Annotated in this window: 15 protein-coding genes, 1 tRNA gene and 1 pseudogene; 8 read left to right on the top strand and 9 right to left on the bottom strand. The window is 64.5% G+C overall.

All coding sequences use genetic code 11. From position 1 onward, the window contains the following. The 4 genes from GEV06_24295 to GEV06_24280 all read left to right on the top strand — a co-directional run. Positions 1-1,864 (top strand): FtsX-like permease family protein (locus tag GEV06_24295; GenBank protein MPZ20994.1); only part of this gene is annotated, 1,864 nt, incomplete at its 5' end. Positions 1,865-1,891: 27 nt separating this feature from the next. Further along, positions 1,892-2,296: a hypothetical protein gene (locus GEV06_24290; GenBank protein ID MPZ20993.1), complete on the top strand. Its 405-nt coding sequence runs from the start codon at positions 1,892-1,894 to the stop codon at positions 2,294-2,296. A gap of 85 nt (positions 2,297-2,381) precedes the next feature. Next, entirely contained in the window at positions 2,382-4,076 is a 1,695-nt protein-coding gene (locus tag GEV06_24285; GenBank protein ID MPZ20992.1) for a hypothetical protein, read from the top strand. Between the two features lie 562 nt (positions 4,077-4,638). Further along, on the top strand, positions 4,639-6,102 hold the full coding sequence (locus GEV06_24280; protein ID MPZ20991.1) for a hypothetical protein: 1,464 nt from the start codon (positions 4,639-4,641) through the stop codon (positions 6,100-6,102). Between the two features lie 396 nt (positions 6,103-6,498). Here GEV06_24280 and GEV06_24275 read toward each other — a convergent pair whose 3' ends face one another. Next, positions 6,499-6,852, bottom strand: a complete 354-nt coding sequence (locus GEV06_24275; protein ID MPZ20990.1) for a hypothetical protein — start codon at positions 6,850-6,852, stop codon at positions 6,499-6,501. Positions 6,853-7,005: 153 nt separating this feature from the next. Here GEV06_24275 and GEV06_24270 point away from each other — a divergent pair, with 153 nt between their 5' ends. Continuing rightward, positions 7,006-8,130, top strand: a complete 1,125-nt coding sequence (locus tag GEV06_24270; protein ID MPZ20989.1) for an IS630 family transposase — start codon at positions 7,006-7,008, stop codon at positions 8,128-8,130. Between the two features lie 204 nt (positions 8,131-8,334). On the opposite strand, the gene GEV06_24265 is transcribed toward GEV06_24270, so the two are convergent. The 6 genes from GEV06_24265 to GEV06_24240 all read right to left on the bottom strand — a co-directional run bounded on the left by GEV06_24265 (position 8,335) and on the right by GEV06_24240 (position 15,539). Further along, positions 8,335-8,571: a DUF86 domain-containing protein gene (locus GEV06_24265; protein MPZ20988.1), complete on the bottom strand. Its 237-nt coding sequence runs from the start codon at positions 8,569-8,571 to the stop codon at positions 8,335-8,337. A gap of 94 nt (positions 8,572-8,665) precedes the next feature. After that, positions 8,666-9,070, bottom strand: coding sequence for a hypothetical protein (locus GEV06_24260; GenBank protein ID MPZ20987.1), 405 nt, complete (start codon positions 9,068-9,070; stop codon positions 8,666-8,668). Between the two features lie 325 nt (positions 9,071-9,395). Further along, positions 9,396-10,343, bottom strand: coding sequence for a DUF3883 domain-containing protein (locus GEV06_24255; protein MPZ20986.1), 948 nt, complete (start codon positions 10,341-10,343; stop codon positions 9,396-9,398). Further along, positions 10,344-12,305, bottom strand: a complete 1,962-nt coding sequence (locus tag GEV06_24250) for a hypothetical protein (GenBank protein MPZ20985.1) — start codon at positions 12,303-12,305, stop codon at positions 10,344-10,346. Continuing rightward, on the bottom strand, positions 12,305-13,606 hold the full coding sequence (locus GEV06_24245; GenBank protein MPZ20984.1) for a hypothetical protein: 1,302 nt from the start codon (positions 13,604-13,606) through the stop codon (positions 12,305-12,307). The genes GEV06_24250 and GEV06_24245 overlap by 1 nt, the downstream gene beginning before the upstream one ends. 19 nt (positions 13,607-13,625) lie before the next feature. Continuing rightward, positions 13,626-15,539, bottom strand: a complete 1,914-nt coding sequence (locus GEV06_24240; GenBank protein ID MPZ20983.1) for a hypothetical protein — start codon at positions 15,537-15,539, stop codon at positions 13,626-13,628. Between the two features lie 248 nt (positions 15,540-15,787). Here GEV06_24240 and GEV06_24235 point away from each other — a divergent pair. Continuing rightward, positions 15,788-16,027, top strand: a pseudogene (locus GEV06_24235) (transposase). A gap of 198 nt (positions 16,028-16,225) precedes the next feature. On the opposite strand, the gene GEV06_24230 reads toward GEV06_24235, so the two are convergent. Beyond that, positions 16,226-16,302 (bottom strand) — tRNA-Arg (locus tag GEV06_24230). Positions 16,303-16,436: 134 nt separating this feature from the next. Next, complete coding sequence (locus tag GEV06_24225; protein ID MPZ20982.1) at positions 16,437-18,317, bottom strand: hypothetical protein; 1,881 nt, start codon at positions 18,315-18,317, stop codon at positions 16,437-16,439. Positions 18,318-18,447: 130 nt separating this feature from the next. Here GEV06_24225 and GEV06_24220 point away from each other — a divergent pair, with 130 nt between their 5' ends. After that, positions 18,448-18,951, top strand: a complete 504-nt coding sequence (locus tag GEV06_24220; GenBank protein ID MPZ20981.1) for a molybdenum cofactor biosynthesis protein — start codon at positions 18,448-18,450, stop codon at positions 18,949-18,951. A 28-nt stretch (positions 18,952-18,979) separates the two neighbouring features. Continuing rightward, positions 18,980-20,185: a molybdenum cofactor biosynthesis protein gene (locus GEV06_24215; GenBank protein MPZ20980.1), complete on the top strand. Its 1,206-nt coding sequence runs from the start codon at positions 18,980-18,982 to the stop codon at positions 20,183-20,185. Positions 20,186-20,234: the final 49 nt, after the last annotated feature.

Below are 20,234 nucleotides of genomic sequence, written 5' to 3'. Positions count from 1 at the left end.
CAATCGTGCGGAAACATTCGTTGGGTCGAACTTCGGCTTCTTCGGCGTGGCTCGGCTCCGGCCCGGCATCACGCTCACGCAAGCCAACGCTGACGTGGCGCGCATGATTCCGCTCGTGTACGACCGGTTTCCACTGCCGTCTGGATTGAGTCGTCAGATGCTCGACAGCGTTCGGATGGAGCCAAACGTTCGTCCGCTGGCGGCCGATGTGATCGGAGACGTGGGACAGGTCCTGTGGGTCTTGCTTGGCACGGTGGGCATCGTGTTGCTGATCGCGTGCGCCAACGTGGCGAATCTCTTTCTGGTGCGAGCGGAAGGACGTCAGCAGGAGATTGCGGTTCGTGCCGCGCTGGGGGCGAGCCGCGGGCGCATCGCTCGCGGGCTGCTTTCCGAGAGTGTCGCGCTGGCGCTCGCTGGCGGGTCGCTCGGTCTGTTGCTCGCATGGCTTGGTGTGCACCTGCTCGCGAGGATCGCGCCGTCACGCTTGCCTCGGATCGAGGAGATCGCCATCGATCCGGTGGTGCTTCTCTTCACGCTGGCCATCTCGGTGATCACGGGCGTGATGTTTGGCCTGATTCCCGTCATGAGACTCGGGGCGCCCAGCGTCGCCGCACTCAAGGAGGGCGGCCGCTCGGCCAGCGACGCACCAAGGCGGCAGCGGGCGCGCAATGCGCTCGTCGTGACGGAGGTCGCGCTCGCGCTCGTCCTCTTGATCGTATCCGGCCTGATGGTTCGGACATTTATAGCCTTGCGCCAGGTCGAGCCCGGCTTCGTCCGACCCGAGGAGGTGCATACGTTCCGGGTCTCGATTCCCGAAGCGCTCCTCGAGGATCCGGAACAGACCACTCGGACGCACGCGGAGATCAGCGAGCGCCTTCGACACGTGCCCGGCGTCACCTCGGTGGGTCTCGCCTCGTCGGTCACGATGGACGGCAGCAGCGGTCAGGACGCCGTGTGGGTAGAGGGCAGTTTGTATGAGGACGAGCAGGTACCTCCGCTTCGCCGAAGGAAACGGATTGCGCCCGGGTACTTCGAGACGATGGGGAACCGCGTGATCGCCGGCCGTGCGATCACGTGGGCCGACATCTATCAGTACGCGCCGGTGGTGATGGTGTCCGACAACTTCGCCCGTGAGTACTGGCAGGAACCGGCTGCTGCTCTCGGGAAGCGCGTCCGACAGGGTCCCTACGATCCCTGGCGTGAGATCATCGGGGTCGTCGGCAACGAGCGCGACAATGGCGTGCACAGGCCGGCGCCAACCATCGTGTACTGGCCAGTGCTCATGAAACGCGGGGATTCGGAGCCCGTTGACGTCGCGCGCACGATGGCCTACGCCATTCGGTCACGACGGATGCAGTCGCCGACGTTTCTAGGCGAGATTCAGGAAGCCGTCTGGTCCGTGAACCCGAACCTGCCGCTCGCCGACGTGCAAACGCTCGATGACATTCGCGCCGCTTCCATGGCCCAGACATCCTTTGCCATGGTCATCCTCGCTATTGCTGCGTCCGTGGCCCTGCTCCTCTGCGTCGTGGGCATCTACGGGGTGATTGCGTACGTCGCGACACAGCGCACACGGGAGATTGGAATCCGCATGGCGCTCGGCGCGCAAACCGGAGACGTGCGCCAGCTGTTTCTCCGTCATGGCGTCGTGCTGACGCTGACGGGCATCGCACTCGGCATGGGCGCGGCCCTGCTGCTCACTCGTGTCATGTCCGCGCTGCTGTTCGGCGTGAGCCCGATGGATCCGGTGACATACGTTGCGGTCGCGGTGGGCCTGGCGACCGTCGCCCTGTTGGCGACGTATCTTCCCGCGCGCCGTGCCTCGCGCACCGACCCAATCATCGCCTTGCGCTCGGACATGTGAGGCGTCCGCCTGACAGAGGTTTCAGCCATGCGCCTGGAACGATGGTTGTACACGGTGCCACTCAGGCTGCGCGCCATCTTTCGCCGCCGCCAGGTCGACGAGGAGTTGGACGAAGAGGTCCGCTATCACCTCGACCAACAGATTCAGGACCAAGTGGTGAAAGGTCTTGCGCCTGAGGGCGCACGCAGGATCGTACTGCGCGGCTTTGGGGGCGTCGAGCAACGGAAGGAGGAGTGCCGGGACATGCGACGCATGAACCTCGTCGAAGACCTGTGGAAGGATGTGCGGCACGCGATGCGCGTGCTGCGCCGGAGTCCAGGCTTCACTGCGATCGCGGTCCTGACGTTGGCGCTCGGCATCGGCGCCAACACCGCTATCTTTTCGGTCGTCAACGCGGTGTCGTGCCGGCCGTCGTGGCCACAGAAGGGCTGAGGGGCTTAGAATCTGCGGTCGAGCACGGCCGGCAGGGAACGCCATCACCGGTATTGTCCCCAGGCCCACCTAACTAGGTAGCAACGTGCGGGCATCCGAGTCCGAACAGACGCAAGATCTCGCGCCCCTGACACTCGCGAGGCTGGCTGCCGTCACCGCCGGCTTTGCGGGGCTGGTGATCGTGTGCACGTGGCCGCAGGCCGCTCACCTTGGCGATGCCGTCGCCCATCACTTCGACCCACTCTTCAGCATCTGGCGTCTCAAGCGGCTCGCCCGGCAGATCTTCCACGATCCCAGCCATCTCTTCGACGGCAACATCTTCTACCCGGAGACGGGAACGCTGGCGAACTCCGACGCGACATTCCTCGAGGGGGCGCTTGCCGCGCCCTTCATCGAGGCAGGCGTCTCGGCGGTGGCGGTCTACAACGTCCTGCTGCTCGGCGGCATGGTGGCCTCGGCGGTCGGCATGTACCTGTTCGCGCGCCGTTTGACGAGAAGCGACGGGGCGGCCGTGGTCGCAGGTATCGTGTTCGCTCTGGCGCCGTATCGCATCGATCACTTCATGCACCTGGAGCTGCAGTGGGCGCAGTGGATGCCGCTCACGCTCTGGGCCCTGCACCGGACGCTGGAGTCCGGTCGCGTGAAGGACGGCCTGCTCACGGGCTTCTTCCTGCTACTGCAATTCCTGTCGAGCGTCTACTACGGCCTGTTCATCACCACGTTTCTCCTGCTCCTCGGCGGTCCGCTCCTCCTGCTCTGCCGGCGCGCGCCGTTATCGCGCGTGATGACGGCACTGCTCGCGGGCGCGCTGCTCGCCGCCCTCGTCGTCCTGCCATACAGCCGGCCGTACCGCCTGAATGCCGAGCGCATGGGCGAGCGCAGCACTGAGGAGATCGGGCGGTGGAGCGCGCATCCCGAGAGCTACCTCGCGACGCCAAGCGCGAACTTCATCTACGGGCGGCTGTCAGGTCCGCTCGGCGCGAGTGAGGCACGCCTCTTTCCCGGGCTCACCGCGATCGTGCTGGCCGTCCTGGCGCTGTTGTGGAGACCAAGGCCCATCCGCCTCATTTACCTCGTAGGGCTCCTTGTTGCGGTGGACTTCTCGCTGGGCGTGAACGGCCTCGTGTATCCGTGGCTGCTCGAGCCGGGCTCGCCGTTTCGCGGCCTGCGGGCACCGGGGCGGTTCGCCATTCTCGTCAACTTGGCGCTCGCGCTCCTGGCCGCCTGGGGTGTGACAGGGGTCCGCGGCTTGACCCGATCGGCAACGGCACGGCGGGTGACGCCAGCCGTCTGCGCGGTGCTGCTCGTGATCGAGTACTGGTCCGCGCCGCTGCCGCTGAGGACCGTGCCCCAGCGCCCGCTACTCGTACACCAATGGCTCGCCCAGCAGCCACCAAGCGTCGTCCTCGAGCTGCCGATGTGGTTCAGCGGCGCCGATCCCCAGCACGATGCGGAGTACGAATACTACTCGACGTTTCACTGGCAGAGCCTGGTGAATGGCTACAGCGGATATTACCCTCGGGCCTACATCGGGCTGTTGGCGCGCATGCGGCACTTTCCGAGCGGTCCCTCCATCGAGGCCCTTCACGAGATTGGTGTGGACTTCATCGTCATCCATCTCGACAGGTACAAGCCAGCCGACCGGGAAGCGTTCCTTGAAGCGATGGACCAGAGGACGGCGTACTTCACGTTCGTGGCGACCTTCCCCGACCGCCAGGGCTCCGCGCGCGTTTATCGGCTGACGTGGACGCCGCCGCCGGGCTCCACCTCCACGCCGTGACCCCAAGGCTCCGTGTGACGATCACACGCCTGAGTCTCGTCCCACGACTCGAGGGGCCCTTCGATTTCGTCTTCTCCGACGCCGACAAGGAGGTGTATAAGGTTGCTGACCCAGGACGCCAAAACGGAAATGCCGGGTAAAGCGTCAAGTAAGTTTAGGTTTATTGGTCGGAAAGATGAATTTCTGGCCTTCCAAGGACGCGTGTTCGTCTATCGCGAACGGCAAGACACTCTAACACCTCCACCGCCCGGAGAACCGTTTGACGCCAAGATAGACGTTGCTATGGATATCCTTCCGTCCCTCTTCGATCAGTAGGACCTCTATAAGGGCAGCCGTCGGTCGAGACCGCAGGCAGCCTAGCGAAACGAACGGAGACGCCGTGACGCGGCTTTCTGATGGATCTGGTGCAGGGCCTTCGACGCCGGACGAGGAGGCTCCCCCGACGTCGAGTCCGATCAGTCCTTCACCTGATCCTGTCGTTGCCTCGTCGCCAGGTCACACCGCCGGCGCGTCATCTAGCCATCCCGCGGTCCTTCCGTGGTGGGCGCGCGCGCTCGACACCGTGTCGGCGCTGCTCCTGGTCGTGTTCTGCTCGGCGACGCTCCACAACGGCTTCCGCGTGACGTTCGGTGACACGCGGATCTCGGCGACGTCGGTGTGGCGCGTGGTAGTCCTGCTGCTGGTCACCGTCGGTGTACGGCACGCGCTCGTGCGCCGGCCGTCGTGGCCTGCGGATGCGCGCCAGCGCGCGCAGCGCTTCTGGCGCGATCCCGCCACCCGGGTAGCCTGGGCGACATCGTGGAGCACGCGCGTCACCGTGCTGGTCGCCGCCTACTTCGCCACACTTATCATCGGATATCCGAGCGGTGCTGCTGCCCCGGTGACCGAACACAAGTGGCTCAACCTGCCCGCCCAATGGGATGCCATGTGGTATCTCAGCATTGCGAAGGACGGCTACCGGTACGATCCCGAGCTCGTCGGGTACCAGAACGTCGCGTTCTTTCCCGCGTACCCGATGTTGATGCGCACGGGGGGTGCATTGCTGGGGGCTCAGGGCAGGCCTGAATCGGACGAGACATACCCGGAAATGAGCGAGCGCAGCGAGTTGAGCTGGCTTTGGGCGGGTATGTTGATCTCGCTGTGGAGCTTCTTTCTCGCCCAGCGTTACCTCTTCCGGCTCGGCCGCGAGCTCGTCCCGCCATTACGGCTTGCCGGCCACACCGCCGGCGTGGCGGTGTCGGCGAGCCGCGGCGCTTCCCTTGACGAGCCGGCCACGCGCGCGCTCGTGCTCCTGGCGGCGTTTCCATTTGCGCTCTTTTTCAGCGCCGTCTATACCGAAGCACTGTTTCTGCTCGCGTCACTCGGCGCGTTCTACCACTACCGGCACCGCGAGTGGATTCAGGCGGCGCTGTGGGGCGCGCTCGCTGGGCTCGCGAGACCGAACGGCTGCTTCCTCAGCGTGCCGCTGGCGCTCATCGGCATCGCGTTGGCGAGACAGACCCCTGGACGACGATGGGACGTCGGGACGTTGATGATCGGCGGTCTCGTGGCGGCAGCGCCCGGTCTGGCGATGCTGGCGCATACTGCCTGGCTCTATGGTCTGACGGGAGAGTGGTTCGTCTGGGCCCAGGCGCAAAAGGCGTGGGGACGCGAGTATCTCGGGATTCAGGAGAGCACCGCTCGGTTTTTCGAGCTGCTGCAGTCCAAGGGCCCGGACCACTTGACGCGTGCCTGGCTGTTCGCGTTTCTGAACGCCGTGGCTGCACTCGGCGCGTTGGCGTGCTGTTGGCCCGTCGCGCGGCGGATCGGTCTTCCATACGCGGTGTTCGTGCTGCTGAACCTTGCCCCACCGCTCTTCGCCGGCGGCTTCATGTCCACTGGCCGCATGGTGTCGACGCTGTTCCCCGTCTTTTTGTACCTCGGCTGGCGGCTCTCCCCCGCAGCCTGCCTGCAGTGGGCCGCCATCGGCCTGCTGCTGCAGGGCGCGTTTGCCGCGATGCACTTCACCTGGCGTCCTCTTGTGTAGGGATCAGGAACAGAAACAGGAAACGGGAGACAGGAAAACAGGAGACAGGATTCCGGATTCAGGATTCGGGTTAACGTCACCCCGACGTCGTCACGCTCCAGCTCGCCTATGTGAAATGGCGCGCCCTGCAGGACTTGACCCCCGTCGCGACGAGCGTGAGCGCGTCGCGCGGCGGCTAAGAACGGCAGGGAACGACAACCGACGCGAAGCGGAGGATGGCGCGCCCTGCAGGACTTGAACCTGCGACCTCCTGGTTCGTAGCTTAACGCAGGCTTGCTATCTTGTTGGTTCTTCGTAGGTTTAGCTCGGGCCCGCACCTGTCCGTACCCCGTGTTCGGCGGCGAATTGTTTACAGATTGTTCAGTTCCCGGGTCGAGCCCGACTCCCGCGACTCGCCTATCTCCCAGTCCACATGAGCCCGACCTGCACAACCGCCGCAAGCACCAGCGCTATGGTTGCGAAGGTGAGCGCCTTGGTCCATCGAGCTGTACTCGCTGACCATTTCGCAAGTTCTGCCGTTCCGCGGTCCGACGCGGCAGTGAACGCCTCGATGCTCTCGCGCAGTGCATCGTTCGCCGCCGCAATAGTGGCCGCGGCCTCGCGGTTCGCTGCGGACATCGTCCGAGCCGCCTCTGCCCCGACCGCGGCGGCAAGAGTCGCGACCCGCACCTGAACGTCCACCTGAATGGCCCCGCGTGCTGGCGCCTGCTGCAGTTGGCTATACGCTTCTTCTGCCGTCGGTAGCGGCATTCGTCACCTCCCAATCCTCAGGGACCATGGCTTTACCCTCGTTCGCCAGATGTAGCAGTAAATCCGTACACCGGCTTTGCGCTAGTGTCCTGACCGCGAAGAATGTGAAATAAATAGCGCGGCCCAGTCGTACTCGTCTACAAGGAGGCGAGCATGCCACCGGGACGCCCGAAGGTTGCGCTGATGCTGACGGACGACGAACGCGTGCGACTCGACTCGTTGGCCCATCGGTCTCGCACGGCGCCGCAGCTGGCGCGACGTGCGCGGATCATTCTCGCGTGCGCCGAGGGCCTGGACAGCACGGTCGTGGCACGACGGCTGCGGATGTCGCAGACCACCGTGTGCAAATGGCGCGGCCGGTTTGTGCGCGAGCGCCTGGACGGGTTGTACGACGAGCCGCGCCCGGGGACACCACGGCAGATCAGCGATGAGGAAATTGAGCAGGTGATCGTACGGACCCTGGAGGAGACGCCGCGCGGTGAGACGCACTGGAGCAGCCGCGGCATGGCAAAAGTGAGCGGGTTGGGGCGCACGACGATTCAACAGATCTGGCGCGTCTTTGGCCTGCAGCCGCATCGCAGCGAGACCTTTAAGCTGTCGACAGATCCGTTGCTCATCGAGAAGGTGCGGGACATCGTCGGCCTGTACATGCATCCGCCAACACATGCGGTCGTGTTCTGTGTCGACGAGAAATCGCAGATTCAAGCGTTGGATCGCACGCAACCCGTGTTGCCGATGCGCCCCGGGCAGGCCGAGCGTCGCACGCACGACTACCGACGGCATGGGACGACCACGTTGTTTGCGGCGCTCAACGTGAAGACCAGTGAGCTGATCACGCAGTTCCATCAACGGCATCGCTCGATCGAATTCCGGCAGTTCCTGGACGCGGTGGACGCCGCCGTGCCTCGGCACCTTGACGTGCATCTGATCATGGACAACTACGGGACGCATAAGACGCCGTTGATCCGACACTGGTTCGCGAAGCGCCCGCGCTTTCACGTCCACTTCACACCGACCTACGGGTCATGGCTGAACCTCGTGGAGCGTTGGTTCGCCGAGCTCACGAACAAACAACTGCGGCGAGGGGTCCACCGCAGCGTCGCGCAGCTCAAGGCGGCGATTCGGGCGTTCATCACCGCGCATCACGCCAGGGCGACCCCCTTTGTGTGGACCAAAAGCGCCGACGAGATCCTCGCCAGCATTGCGCGCTTCGCTCAACGCACACTCGACTTTCAGGCCGCGTCACTTATTGCGCGAACCACGCGGTCAGGACACTAGTTGCTTCTACGCCAGCACGTGGCGATGCGCTTGCGGATTGCGAGGGAGCCTCGTCTCGACCAGAGCCATAAACCCGTCCGTCCGGACTGACGAGGAGCACATCGATTGGTCCGGCCTTCGTGCGAACCCGCGGACCGTGGCTCGTCGGAACCGCTTCTTGCTGCTTGCACTCATTCCCTTCACAGCACACGCGAAGCCGGAACGTCAGCGCTGCCTAAGCAGCGCCTCGACTTCCGTTCGCAGCGTCGGGAGCTTTGTCTCGACGATGTCCCAGACAAGCCGATCGTCGACATCGGCGTAGCCGTGGATGAGAATGTTGCGGAAGGCAATGATCCGCTGGTACTCGCTTATCTGCGACGCGGCGTCGCCATCGATGCGGGCCAACTGAGCCAGTTCCTCGCCGATAATCTCGAACTCTCGCTCCACCGCAGCTCGAAGCATCGCATCGCTCTGGTAGCCCGCGAGCTCTTAGCCGACCGTGAACTCTGCGATCAGCCGTGCCGCACGTCGGATGTCGTCGAGGTACTTCTTCGACTCAAGCCGCATAGACGAGAGCCTTCGCGCGCTCAACTGACTCGCGGAAGTAAGGATTCTTGATCGCAGAGGCGACGACAAGGTCCACGGACCGCCCAAAGAGCTGTTCGAGGGCTTCGAGGAGGTCAAAGTACGTATCGGCGTAAGTCCCAGGCGGGAGGGGCTCGAACTCGACGAGGAAGTCGATGTCGCTTCCGGGCGCCAGATCGTCACCACGAGCCGCGGAACCAAACAGCTCCAGCCTTGCGACGCGGTGGCGACGACAAAGCTGTTCGAGTGCGACGTGGCGCTCAGCGATGCTCCGATCCACCAACAACCTCCTGGAGAACACACGATAGCGCGGACCACGACGTTTTCGCAAAAGCAGCCACTTCCAGGCCTCCCTGGCGAGGGTGGCGGCCCACATCGCAGCTTGGCCTCCAGAGGCAGGGCATCCGCCCGCGGTGCTCAACGCACCGTCAAGCCGCTCGGCGCCCATCTCGCCAATACTCCTGGAGCATCACGCCGGCGTCGCCGAGCGCCGGCCAGCACCAGCGGATGCGCCCTCGGGGACCCGCTGGTTGGCGAGCACGAACCCCAGGCCATCGCGACATAAGGCGCAGCGACGCCACGCGCGCCGGAGGCTCGAGAAGCGCGCGCGGGCGGAAAACCTCACGGTCAGCCAGTACGTCTGCCGCGCGCTCGAGGCCGCCCGCGTCACCTCGTTCCGCTGGGAACAGGACGCGTCGCGCTCACGAACTGTTCCGCTCGATACGCCAGCGCGTCGACGTCGCGATCCACGCTCCGTCTTTGATTGCCTTCGCGGGGTTCTGAATCTCCACCGGGTAGCCTTCGGCCCTGAGCGCGGCGTACTCCACAGCGACTTTGCGGGTCAAGTCGATCGCGCCCCAGAAATGGAGGATGTAGTTGTCGCCGTGCTCGCTGGCCTTCTTCCACTCGTTCTCGGACAGGAAGAACATCTCGCGCCGGTCGCGGCTCCCCTTCACCTCGATGCGCTTGACGGGATCGGTCGAGCGATCTTCGACATCCCAACCCAGATCGTCGGCGTCGCGCGCCACCCAGCGAATCCAATTCTTGTCAGTTGCGCGTGCCCGCTCGAACTGCACAGTGTATAGCTCGGCGCGGTCTCCGACGGCCTTGCGCTCGCGCTGCCATTCCGAAATCTCAGGCTCCGGCGGAAGCAGTGCCCAGGCCGCTTCGAGTTCGGTGACCAGGGCGGGGGGGATGACGACCCGCGGACGAACCTCGACCTCGCTCCAGACTTCGAGCAGCGACAGGAGCTGCGGAGCACCGACGATGGCCTCGCGGCGCGCCACAATCAACCGCTGTCGTGCGTCGCTCGTGCCGCGCTCCAGCAAGTGCCGCGCCTGGTCGTGAAAGCACCCTGCATGAATGAGCGCGACCGCAAGCCCGCTCGTGTCCCCTTTCCGAAGAGCCTTCGTGAGCTTGTTGCCGCCGCCCGTCCGGAAATACGCGGCGTTGTGCAGCCTGATCAGATCGAGCTCGACGAGCAGGGCCAGGTGGTCCGGCATTTCGGAAAGCGGACCGCCGCACACGCGCCAAACGCGACGCGCGGCATCAGAGGCGGGCATTCCAGGCGCCGCGCCGTCGATCGACGGGAGGATGTCAGCAAGCCGCCGAAACCTCGCCGGGGTGAACCAGTCGGACGGCCTGTCCACCTAGCCATCTTCTCCGAGGAAGTAGCGGAGAAGTTCAGCGAGGTCCTCGAGGGAGCCTTCCGCGTCCGTGAGCGGGTCAAGCTGCCCAACCGGTTCGAGCGACGCGCCTTCCAGCAGGGTGCGCATCGTCGCCTCCTTGCGCGCGAGGGCTCCCGCCACGAGGTGATCGACGGTGGGATTTCCGTCCCTGGTGACCTGCACGATATGGATGCGCACCTGCACGTTGTCGGGAAGACCGAGGCGGTGGATGCGGTCGATCGACTGGAGGAAGAGCGCGCAGTCGTAGGTGCGGTCGAGATACACCGCATTGTGACAACTCGTGTGCAGCGAAATCGATTCTGAGCAGGACGCTGGGTTGGTAACGAGCACCGCGGGCCCGGGGAGATTCAGAAAGCGGTCGATGATCTGCTCGCGCGTATCATCGTCTCCTGGGTTCTGCGGATGGTCGTTCTGCGCGTCGTCGATGGTCTCGTCCCCGGCGGGAACCCGGCCATCGATCTGGTAAGTCGGCACAGACAGCTTCGCACGTACCAGACTCGTGAAGTGGTCAAGGTTCGGAACGAAGTTGCTCCAGCAAACCACTTTCCCACCTTCCCCGGCGATTCCTCGGACGAGCTCCAGTGCCTTGAGGGACTTCGCGGGCACGTCGGTGACGCGGTACATCGCCAGCCGATCCATCAGAGTGGCGTTTGGCACCTCCATGCGCGGAAGGGAGAAGTAGCTGTCGCGGCGATTCAGGAGGTCCGGATTTGAGGCCGCCTGGAGTAGCCGGATTGGCCTGCCCCTGCGAAGGCGCTCGATCTTGTCCCTCCATGCGCCGATCCCTTCGACACGCTTCCTGAAATGGCTTTCCACCAGCTCGTAGACCTCGGCCTGTGTTCCGTCCATCTCAACATCGTGGACAGTGACCGTGTATGGGGGGAGGCCAAGCGCCTCCTTCGGAGTGCGTGACACGAACGGAAGCACATCGTTCAGGACGCCTGCGAAATCCCGCGTCACCCTCGTCGCGAACGTTTCCGGCGGCCCTGTCAGGTCGCCGCGCGGCCACAGGATGTTGAGCTGGGAGTACAGGTCTTTGCCGCTCTGCGGCATGGGTGTGCCCGACAGGATGGTGCGTACACGCGCGTCGCGTGCGACCTCCACGAGCGCCGGGGCCCATACCCCGCCGCGGAAGCGCTTCACGCGATGCGATTCGTCCACGACAAGCATCACCTTCAGGCGCTTGCAGAGCTCGATGATCGCGGACTTGTCGGAAGCGGCGCTGGCGTAACTCGTCAAGAGCAGTGCCCCGCGCTCGGCGGCGGCGTACATGTCACGACGCGCCTGCGCGGAGCCGCGGACTCTGCTCACCCTGAACGTGTCCTGGAGCGCGGTCCTCGACTCCTTCTCCCAGGGAGCAAAGCTCGACAGCGGACCGACTACGATCACCACGTCGATAGTCTCGGCCGCGAGGTGCGTTGCGGCCACGGCCAGCGTCGTGGCCGTCTTGCCCGAACCTGGAACGGAGAAGTTCGCGGCGTTGATTGCGGTCAGGCTATGAACGACACCCCATTGCTGATGAGGTCTCAGGCTGCGAGCGTCGCTGTCCCAGCCCGCCTGCTCCATCGCTCGAACGGTCGTAGGCAGGTCGACTTCCGACGTACCTTCGTCTCGAAACGCAACCGCGCTGCGCCGGGTTCGCTGGAAGCTACGCTTGCGCTCGATATCGCGCTGCACAACGTCGTCGACGATGCTGACGCGTTCGACAACCCAGCCCTTGCTTTCAAGAAACGTGTTGATACGGACGACAACTTCGCCCAGAGGTCGTCTGCGTCGCGGGCAGATCCAGCCATCATCCTTCAGCGTCGCTCCAAGAATCGACCCGAAGAACATCCGCGCAGCGCGGTTGGTGACAAGCGACGGGTGCGTCACGATGACCGCGTCGCCCTCTGCCGACATGACAACGCGATCCTGATCGGTCATTACTCATACCGCGTCTTCGCGCCCTCGGCCCAGGCATAGATAGCTTTGAGCAGTTGCCGAACCGGACCGGTGTCGTCGGCCTCGAGCGCCGCCGAGATGCGGTCTTCGGGTGTAGTGAGGGAGGTCAGGCGATCGAGCACCTGCTCAAGACTCTGCGCAGTGCCGCGGTCCTTCGCGAGGTAGCCGTCCACCGCATTCTCGATGCGTGTCCTGACCTTCTCCTTCGGGTAGTTTGCACTCGTCGGAACCGGCGGCTCGTCGTCTTCGTCGTCTTCGTCGGGCTCCACGGAGATATCGGGCTCAGGAAGATCGTTGCTCTGCGCGTCCTCCCACTCGGCCTCGTCTTCCTCCAAGCCCGAGATCATCTTGTCGTAACGATCGCGGTCGTCACGGAAGATGTTCCACAGCTTCCGTATGTGTCCGTGGGGGTTGGACGCTCGCACCGCGGCGAAGCACAGGCGCAGCATGTTCTGCTGGCTGTCCGGGTAGTCGTCCATCTTCCCCATCACCCACCCGACGTCGCGGAACCGCTCAACCTGACGAAGCAGCTTGTGATATTGGCGCTCTGCATTGGAGTCGAGGAGGTACGCGTCCATGTACTTGATGGCGCGAAGCTGCTTTATGGCGTACTTCTTGTCTCCGTTGGTGAGCCACTGCAGCGTGCCCGCGACGCGCTCGATGTCGGCGTTATCTGCCCAGTCTATCTGCTCGAACTCTGCCGCTTCCCGCAAGCTAAGTAGAAGGTTCACGTCGGTGTAGCGAACCTTGAAGTCCTCGGTGAGCTGCTCACGCTGTTCCATCTGGAACAGGTCACCCTCATCGATATCAGGACCGAGGATGATAGCGTCGAGCCTGCGGTGCACATCGCCCGCCGAGTCGTCCTGGAGACGCTTGATCATCGCGAGGCGGCGGTTTCCGTTCCGCACCGTCCCGTCGGGACGAATCCAAAAAGGGTTCTCCTGCCCGCGGTCCAACCAGTCTCCCTTGAGCGCTTCGTAGTCGGTCGAGGGCGTCCCTACGACCCTGTTCCCGTCCACGTGCGGGGATGAGTCGAGCAGGATGGAAATCACGGACCGCTCGTCATCCGGGCTGGACTCCGGGTCCAGCGAATGACCGAGCTTGTTTTCCATGAGGTGCTTCTCCGCGGAGAACCGCCGATTGTCTGGGTTGAGCAGAAGCGCTTCCACCTCCACACGGATGACCGAGAAGTCCTTCCACTGGCCCTTGCACCAGAGGCGGACTGTCCGATCAGCCTTGTCACTGTGCTCGGCGATGCGCTTGGTTCGTTCGTCAGCGTTCACAGCGACCCCCACTGCAGTTTCAGCTGGGCTCTCCGAATCGGTTCCTGGCCATTGCGATGGCGTGCTTCATCCCGTTGAGGTCGGCATCACTGAGCGGGAGCCTGCCAATCGCCTGCCGCCAGCGATCGACCGATACACGGCTCCTGGTCTTCCTGCATTCGCTCGCCCGGCGGCAGACCACGACCACGTCCCACTCGCAGTTCCCGCTGGCCGTGTGGTGCCCCATGTGCACGTCATTCCTGAGCGGCCAGAGAGCCGTTACTAAGAGGTCGCTGGCGTCCAGCGCCCGTCCGACGGCATCCCACGCATCGGACGTGGCAGCGTGGTACGTGAACGCGAGCGGCCGGCCCGGCCGCAGGCGCCGCTTGATCTCCCGAAGGCAATCGGCGAGCGATGTTGCGAACGAACCGACCGGGTCAGCCGTGTCAGGAAGGAGGGGCGTCCCCCCGAGCCGTCGGGAGTCAAGCCATGCGCGATGGAACTCAGACAGCTCGCTGTAGGCAATGTAGTCGAAATACGGCGGATCGAACACGCACAGATCGACGGAGTTCCGGTCGTTGTCACTCCGCGAGGCGGCGCTCTCACACCGAACGCCGTTTCGGGCACGGAAGGGCGCGAACTGCATCGTTTGTGGTGAGGGCCGCTTGGTCTTCACCGACCAGACATAGCGGCGGACCTCGGAAGCCTCACATGAGCACACGAGACGTTCGAGAATCTTCGGCAGAGTGCCGCGCCCCGCCTTCGGATGGAATGGGTTGAGTTCAACGGACAGTGCGGGAAGCGAGTAGCCGCGCACGCTGAACAGAGGCGCGATGCGGCCGTAGTCCCGCGCGTAGCCGCAGAACTTGTTGTTCGTCGCAAGTGCGTTGGACAGGCCGAGAGTAAGAGCGCGCCGGACGTCCAGGGATATATCCTCGTCCTCAAGCCACCGGAACCCACGACCAAAGACCGCAAGCTGACGGTCCGTGAAGAGCTGCACAGGTTCGATGATGCCGAGACTGACCGGGCGGGCGTCAATCCGGTCCGTCTTGAACCGGCCCGAAGGAAGGGTCAGAAACCGGCGGTTCCTGCTCACGTAGCGCTGAGCCTCGGCGAGGAGTTCGCGGTCACGGCCGTTCGGTGCGCGAATACGCCGGTACTCGCCTTCGCGCGTCTCCTCCACGGCGATCAGCCTGCGCGGGCATGCGGCGGTCTTCAGCTCGGCGTGCATGGATGCGGTGCCGCAACCCGGGCATTTGAACGACTGTGCCGAGAACGGCCCCTCGTAGAGCGGCCAGGTGCGCGAGCAGCATATGAGCGTCTTACGATCCGCATCCGCAAACTGGTGCACGCGGAGGCACTGAGGGCAGAAAGCGTGCACAGCGCTCCTTCGAACGACCCCGCCGTGCTTGCCCAGGTCCCTTGCAACGACGAGGTCACGGTAGAGAAGATTGCGGTCGGAACACGCCGGGCATGTGACTTCGTGGACGAAGAAGTAGTGGAGCGGTGTCCACCCTTTCTGGGTCTTCGCGTACAAGTGCGCGGTCTTTGCCTGCACGAACTTCGCGAGCCGTGCGGCAGCTCGCTTCAGCTCGGTAGCGTCAGGAGGGCACAGCTCGTGTTTGACGATCTGTACTGCCAGGGGATCGACGTCCATCCCGGACGGCTCCGCGCCAAGACGGGCAGCCTCAACGAGAATCGTTCCTCCTCCGGCAAACGGGTCGTGAGCGCGCAGCCCGGAGAGAGCCGGCTCCGCGGATGCGAACGAAGTCCAGTAGTCGTCACGGGTCGTGTCGTGAGGGAGCGCCGCCGCCAAGAGGAGCCCGCGCATCGCGCCGGGAGGACGCCGCGCAAACCATGAGTGGCCAGAGTACGCCGGATCCCGACTCCGGCGATCGGCCTGCGCGATGAGCGACAGCTCCATGAACGGGAGATCCCGCTCCAGCAAAGTCACCTGGCCTCTGATCGCTCTTTGCACCCGCACCATCCTCCTGCCGGCGCCGAGAACACGGCGCAGTCTGAAAACGGGGACAGGATCGCCATAGATGCCGGAGAATACAAGAGAATTCGTCGAGTCTCAGTACTCGCCCTGGGAACTGGAAGATCGTCGCGGAGCGATGGACTCCGCGATCACCCATATCTTCGCCGTGTTCTTCACAAGCTTCGTTACAGGATGAGGTTCACGTGGGCGCGGACGAACACCGCCCCCACACGTCGCGCCTGAATGGCAAAGTGGAACGCTCGCACCGCGTCGATGACCAGGAGTTCGATCAGCTCCTGGACAAGAAAGGCGTGACCGACGATATTCACCTCTTCAACCGGAAGCTGCGGGAGTGGGAGAGCTACTATAACTACCACCGGCCCCATGGGCCCCTCGATGGACAGACAGCCTACGAACGGCCGGTGGCCAAAAAGAGAGTTGGGGTGTCACCAACGTCTTAAGACACTACCCGCTTGTGCCCTTCCCGAGAGACAGGTAACACCGGTATTCCGGCCGGAATAGACTGTCACCTATGTGTCCGGAACAGACCGAAGTTGGATGGCGCGCCCTGCAGGACTTGACCCCCGTCGCGACGAGCGTGAGCGCGTCGCGCGGCGGCTAAGAACGGCAGGGAGCGACAACCGACGCGAAGCGGAGGATGGCGCGCCCTGCAGGACTTGAACCTGCGACCTCCTGGTTCGTAGCCAGACGCTCTATCCAGCTGAGCTAAGGGCGCGAGTTGGTTTTCCACCACCGGCCGGCGGGAACGACTCGAGCACGGCGCACGGCGTGGCCGCCGGCACCTGCACGAACCATTCATGCTACCACAACCAGAGAGGCCGGAAGCAGGCGAGCGGTGACGCCACAACCTCATTGTGGACCTGGTGACACGGTCGACGACCGGGCCTCGCGCGTGAGGCCGGAGCCACGTGGCGCGAAGCCCGGCAACTCGATGGGGAGACGCCCACCGATCCCCGCCTCACCCGCGAGCGCTCGGACCGCCGATCTCTCAGCCACGTCGTAGAAGTCATACGTGAGCATCAGCGCCGGTAGATCCTGGAGATGAATCGCGACGTAAGGATTGCCGAACAACACACCGACGTACGGCACGCGGCGCCGTTCGGACACTTCGGCCAGATCGCGCAAGAGCGAGACGACGGGCTCCGCCAGGTCCATCCTTCCACTCCCCGACGCAGTCCGGACGAACAGGCCCGCCACGATGACGTCATACCTGGTGGCCATGGCTCGAACCAGATCGAGCTCCGACTTCGATGTCCGATCCGAGAGCTCGATCGCTGTCACAGTCGGCCAACGCTTCTTCAACTCCGGAACCAGCGTTCGGCTGGGAGCGCCGATACCCCAGTTCGACGCGTAATCGAGCACCGACAAGTAGAGCACGGCAGCCTCGCGCGCCGCAGGGAGCGGCACATGCGACCCCTCGTCTTTGACCAGCGTCATCGATCGGAGGCTGACCTCATCGGCCACGGCTTCGTGCGTGCGCGCGCCCACGACCTCCGGCAGCTTCGCGAGATCAACCTCGCGCTGTTCGTGCAGCCCTAGGTGCGCCTTCGCGCGGAGGATACGCTCAACCGACCGATCGATCTGTGAAACGCCAATCTCCCCACGCTCAACGGCTGCCTTGATCGCTCGGAACGCGGCAGGCACATCGGGAGAGTGCAAGACGATGTCGTTGCCGGCCTGTACGGCGCGGACGGCCGCCTCACCAGGGTTGTACAGCTTCGTGACACCCGCCATTTCCATCGAGTCGGTGACGATCAAGCCCTCGAACTCCATCCGATTGCGCAGCAAGTCAGTGACCGCCGGACGGCTGAGCGTCGCAGGCGTATTGGGAGTTGCGTCGATCTGCGGCAGTGACATGTGGGCCGTCATAACCGCGCCAGCGCCGGCGTCGATCGCAAGCCGAAACGGCACGAGCTCGAGTCGCTCCAGCGCCTCACGTGGCTTGTCGATCACCGGTAAGCCGAGATGCGAGTCCACCGCCGTATCGCCGTGCCCAGGAAAATGCTTGAGCGTGGCGAGCACGCCGCCCTCCTGCATGCCACGCACCATGGCAGACGCGAGCTTCCCAACCATGGCCGGATCCTCGCCAAACGACCGCGTGTTGATGACCGGGTTGCGCGGATTGTTGTTGACGTCGACGACGGGAGCAAAATCGAGCTGGATACCAAGCGCACGCGACTCGACGGCCGTGATGCGTCCCGCCTGGTAGGCAAGCTGCTCGTCACCGGCGGCGCCAAACGCCATGGCGCGCGGAAACGTCGTCGCTCCCCGTAGGCGGAAGCCGGGGCCAGTCTCGAAATCAGCGGAGTTGAGAAGAGGGATCTTCGACAGCGCCTGCAGCCGATTGGCGAGCGACGCCGCCGCAAGTGGCTGTCCCAACGTCGTCGTGGGCCAGCTCGGGTTGAGCAGGACGCCGGGCGTTGGCTCTGCACCGCCAAAGACGACGAATCCGCCAACGTGATATTCGCGGACGAGCTCGGCGAGCGCGTCGAAGGTGTCGCTGTCGCTGCTCGTGTAGACAGCCGAGAAGCCAGGCGCGAGGAGCTGGCCCACCTTCTGGTCGAGTGTCATCGCCGCCAACGTGGATGCGACCCATTGATCTTGCGCGGCGGCCGCCTGACGGCCGCCAGAGGCGGCCAACGCCGGGCTCTCGCCTCGACCGACCGCCAGCGCCAGCAGTGCGACGCCAGCCGCCAGCCAGAACAACCTGTGGCACAACGGCCTTACCATGAAGGGATCCTATCGTGAAGCGCGTTCGGCTGCCCTATCCGGTCAGCCGCCAGGCGGCGCGCGAGCCATATCGCCGCGCGTTGGCGGCGATGCAAAGCAGGAATGATATGGTTTGATAGGCATGTGTGCGATGAGCCATGAGCAGCATCGGGCTGCGGCGCCGACATCCGTCGGGTGCGCCGTCCTGAGCATCAGCGACAGCCGCACTCTCGAGACCGACACGGGTGGTCGGCTCATCGTGGAGCTGCTGGAAGCCAACGGACATCGAATCGTTGATCGCGGGCTCGTGAAGGACGACCCCGAGGAGGTCATCAACTGGATTCAGTGGCGGCGCGCCATGCCGGAGGTGCAAGCCATCATCACGACTGGTGGTACCGGAATCGGCCGGCGCGACAATACCCACGAGGCGATCTCACGCCTGTTCGACAAGCCGCTTCCCGGCTTCGGCGAGCTCTTTCGGATGCTGAGCTACCAGGAGATTGGCTCCGCGGCCATGCTGTCGCGCGCATGCGCAGGCGTCTCGCAAACACGTCTCCTCATGGCGCTACCGGGCTCACCGGCGGCTGTTCGCCTCGCAATGGATCGGCTCATCCTGCCCGAGCTCGGTCACCTGGTCCGCGAAGCTACACGTTGACGTTATGAGCGAAGCCATCTACGGACGGATGCGGCCGTTCACCAACATCATCACGTTGGATGAGGCCCGGACGCTGACGGCGAACGCGGCAAGGCCCATCACACGAACCGAGCGCGTACCGCTCATCGGTGCGGCCGGGCGAGTCCTTGCCGAAGAGGTGCACGCTGCCGTCGACGTCCCGGCGTTCGACCGGGCAATGATGGACGGATACGCGGTCCGCGCCGCAGACACGCAGAGCGTGACGGCAGCGGCACCCGTCTCCCTGCAGCTCGTCGACACGCTCTTCGCTGGGACACCAGCAGCGCGTACGCTCCAGCCCGGCGAGTGCATGGAGATCGCCACCGGTGCGCCCATTCCGACTGGTGCGGATGCCGTGGTGATGGTCGAGGAAACCGAGCGGCACGAGGCTGCCGTTCTCATCCGGGCGGCGGCGCGCGGGCGCCAGCACATCGCACCGCACGGCTCGGACATCCGCGTCCGTGATCTCGTGCTGCGCGCCGGTGAGACACTCTCGCCGGCCCGCGTAGGAGCGTTGGCAGCGCTCGGCCTCGCAGGCCTCACGGTCTACACGCAGCCACGCGTCGTCATCTTCTCAACGGGAAACGAGGTGGTAGAACCTGGCAAGCCGTCGGCCGTAGCTAGCGTCTATGACGTGAATCGCTTCACGTTGGCTGCGCTGGTATCGGCGCACGGCGGGCAGCCTCGACCGCGCCCGCCTGTACGAGACGATTTCGATGCGCTCCGCAGCGCGTTCGACGAGGCGTCGGACGCCGACCTGATTGTCTGCTCGGGCGGGAGCTCCGTGGGCGCACGGGATCTTCTGCTGGACGTGCTGCGTGAGCGTGGAGAAGTGCTATTTCATGGCATTGCCGTGAAGCCAGGCAAGCCGACGGCCTTCGCGCGTGTTGGAGAGACGCTGGTCTTCGGCATGCCAGGCAATCCAACCTCCTGCCTGACCAACGGTTATGTGCTGCTGGTACCACTGCTTCGCGCCATGGCACGGCTGGCGCCATGGACGCCGCCGACCGTCCGCGCTCGTCTCGCGACACGGGTGAGCTCGCCCCAAGATCGCCATCAGTTCTATCCCGTGCGGCTCGACGGAGAGGTGGCGGTGCCGGTGTTCAAAGGCTCCGGCGACATCACGAGCCTGTCGCAGGCCGATGGGTACTTCGAGATTCCGGCGGGCGCGGGAGCGATGGAACCGGGGATCGAGGTCCTCGTCCGATTGTTCTAGCGGACCGCGGCCTCCGGCCGCGCTCCCCGACGCTCACTTGCGAGCCCCG

The organism is Luteitalea sp. (assembly GCA_009377605.1).
Lineage (GTDB): Bacteria > Acidobacteriota > Vicinamibacteria > Vicinamibacterales > Vicinamibacteraceae > WHTT01.
Note: the sequence above shows the minus strand (reverse complement) of the source record. Positions and strands in the feature narration are given on the sequence as shown.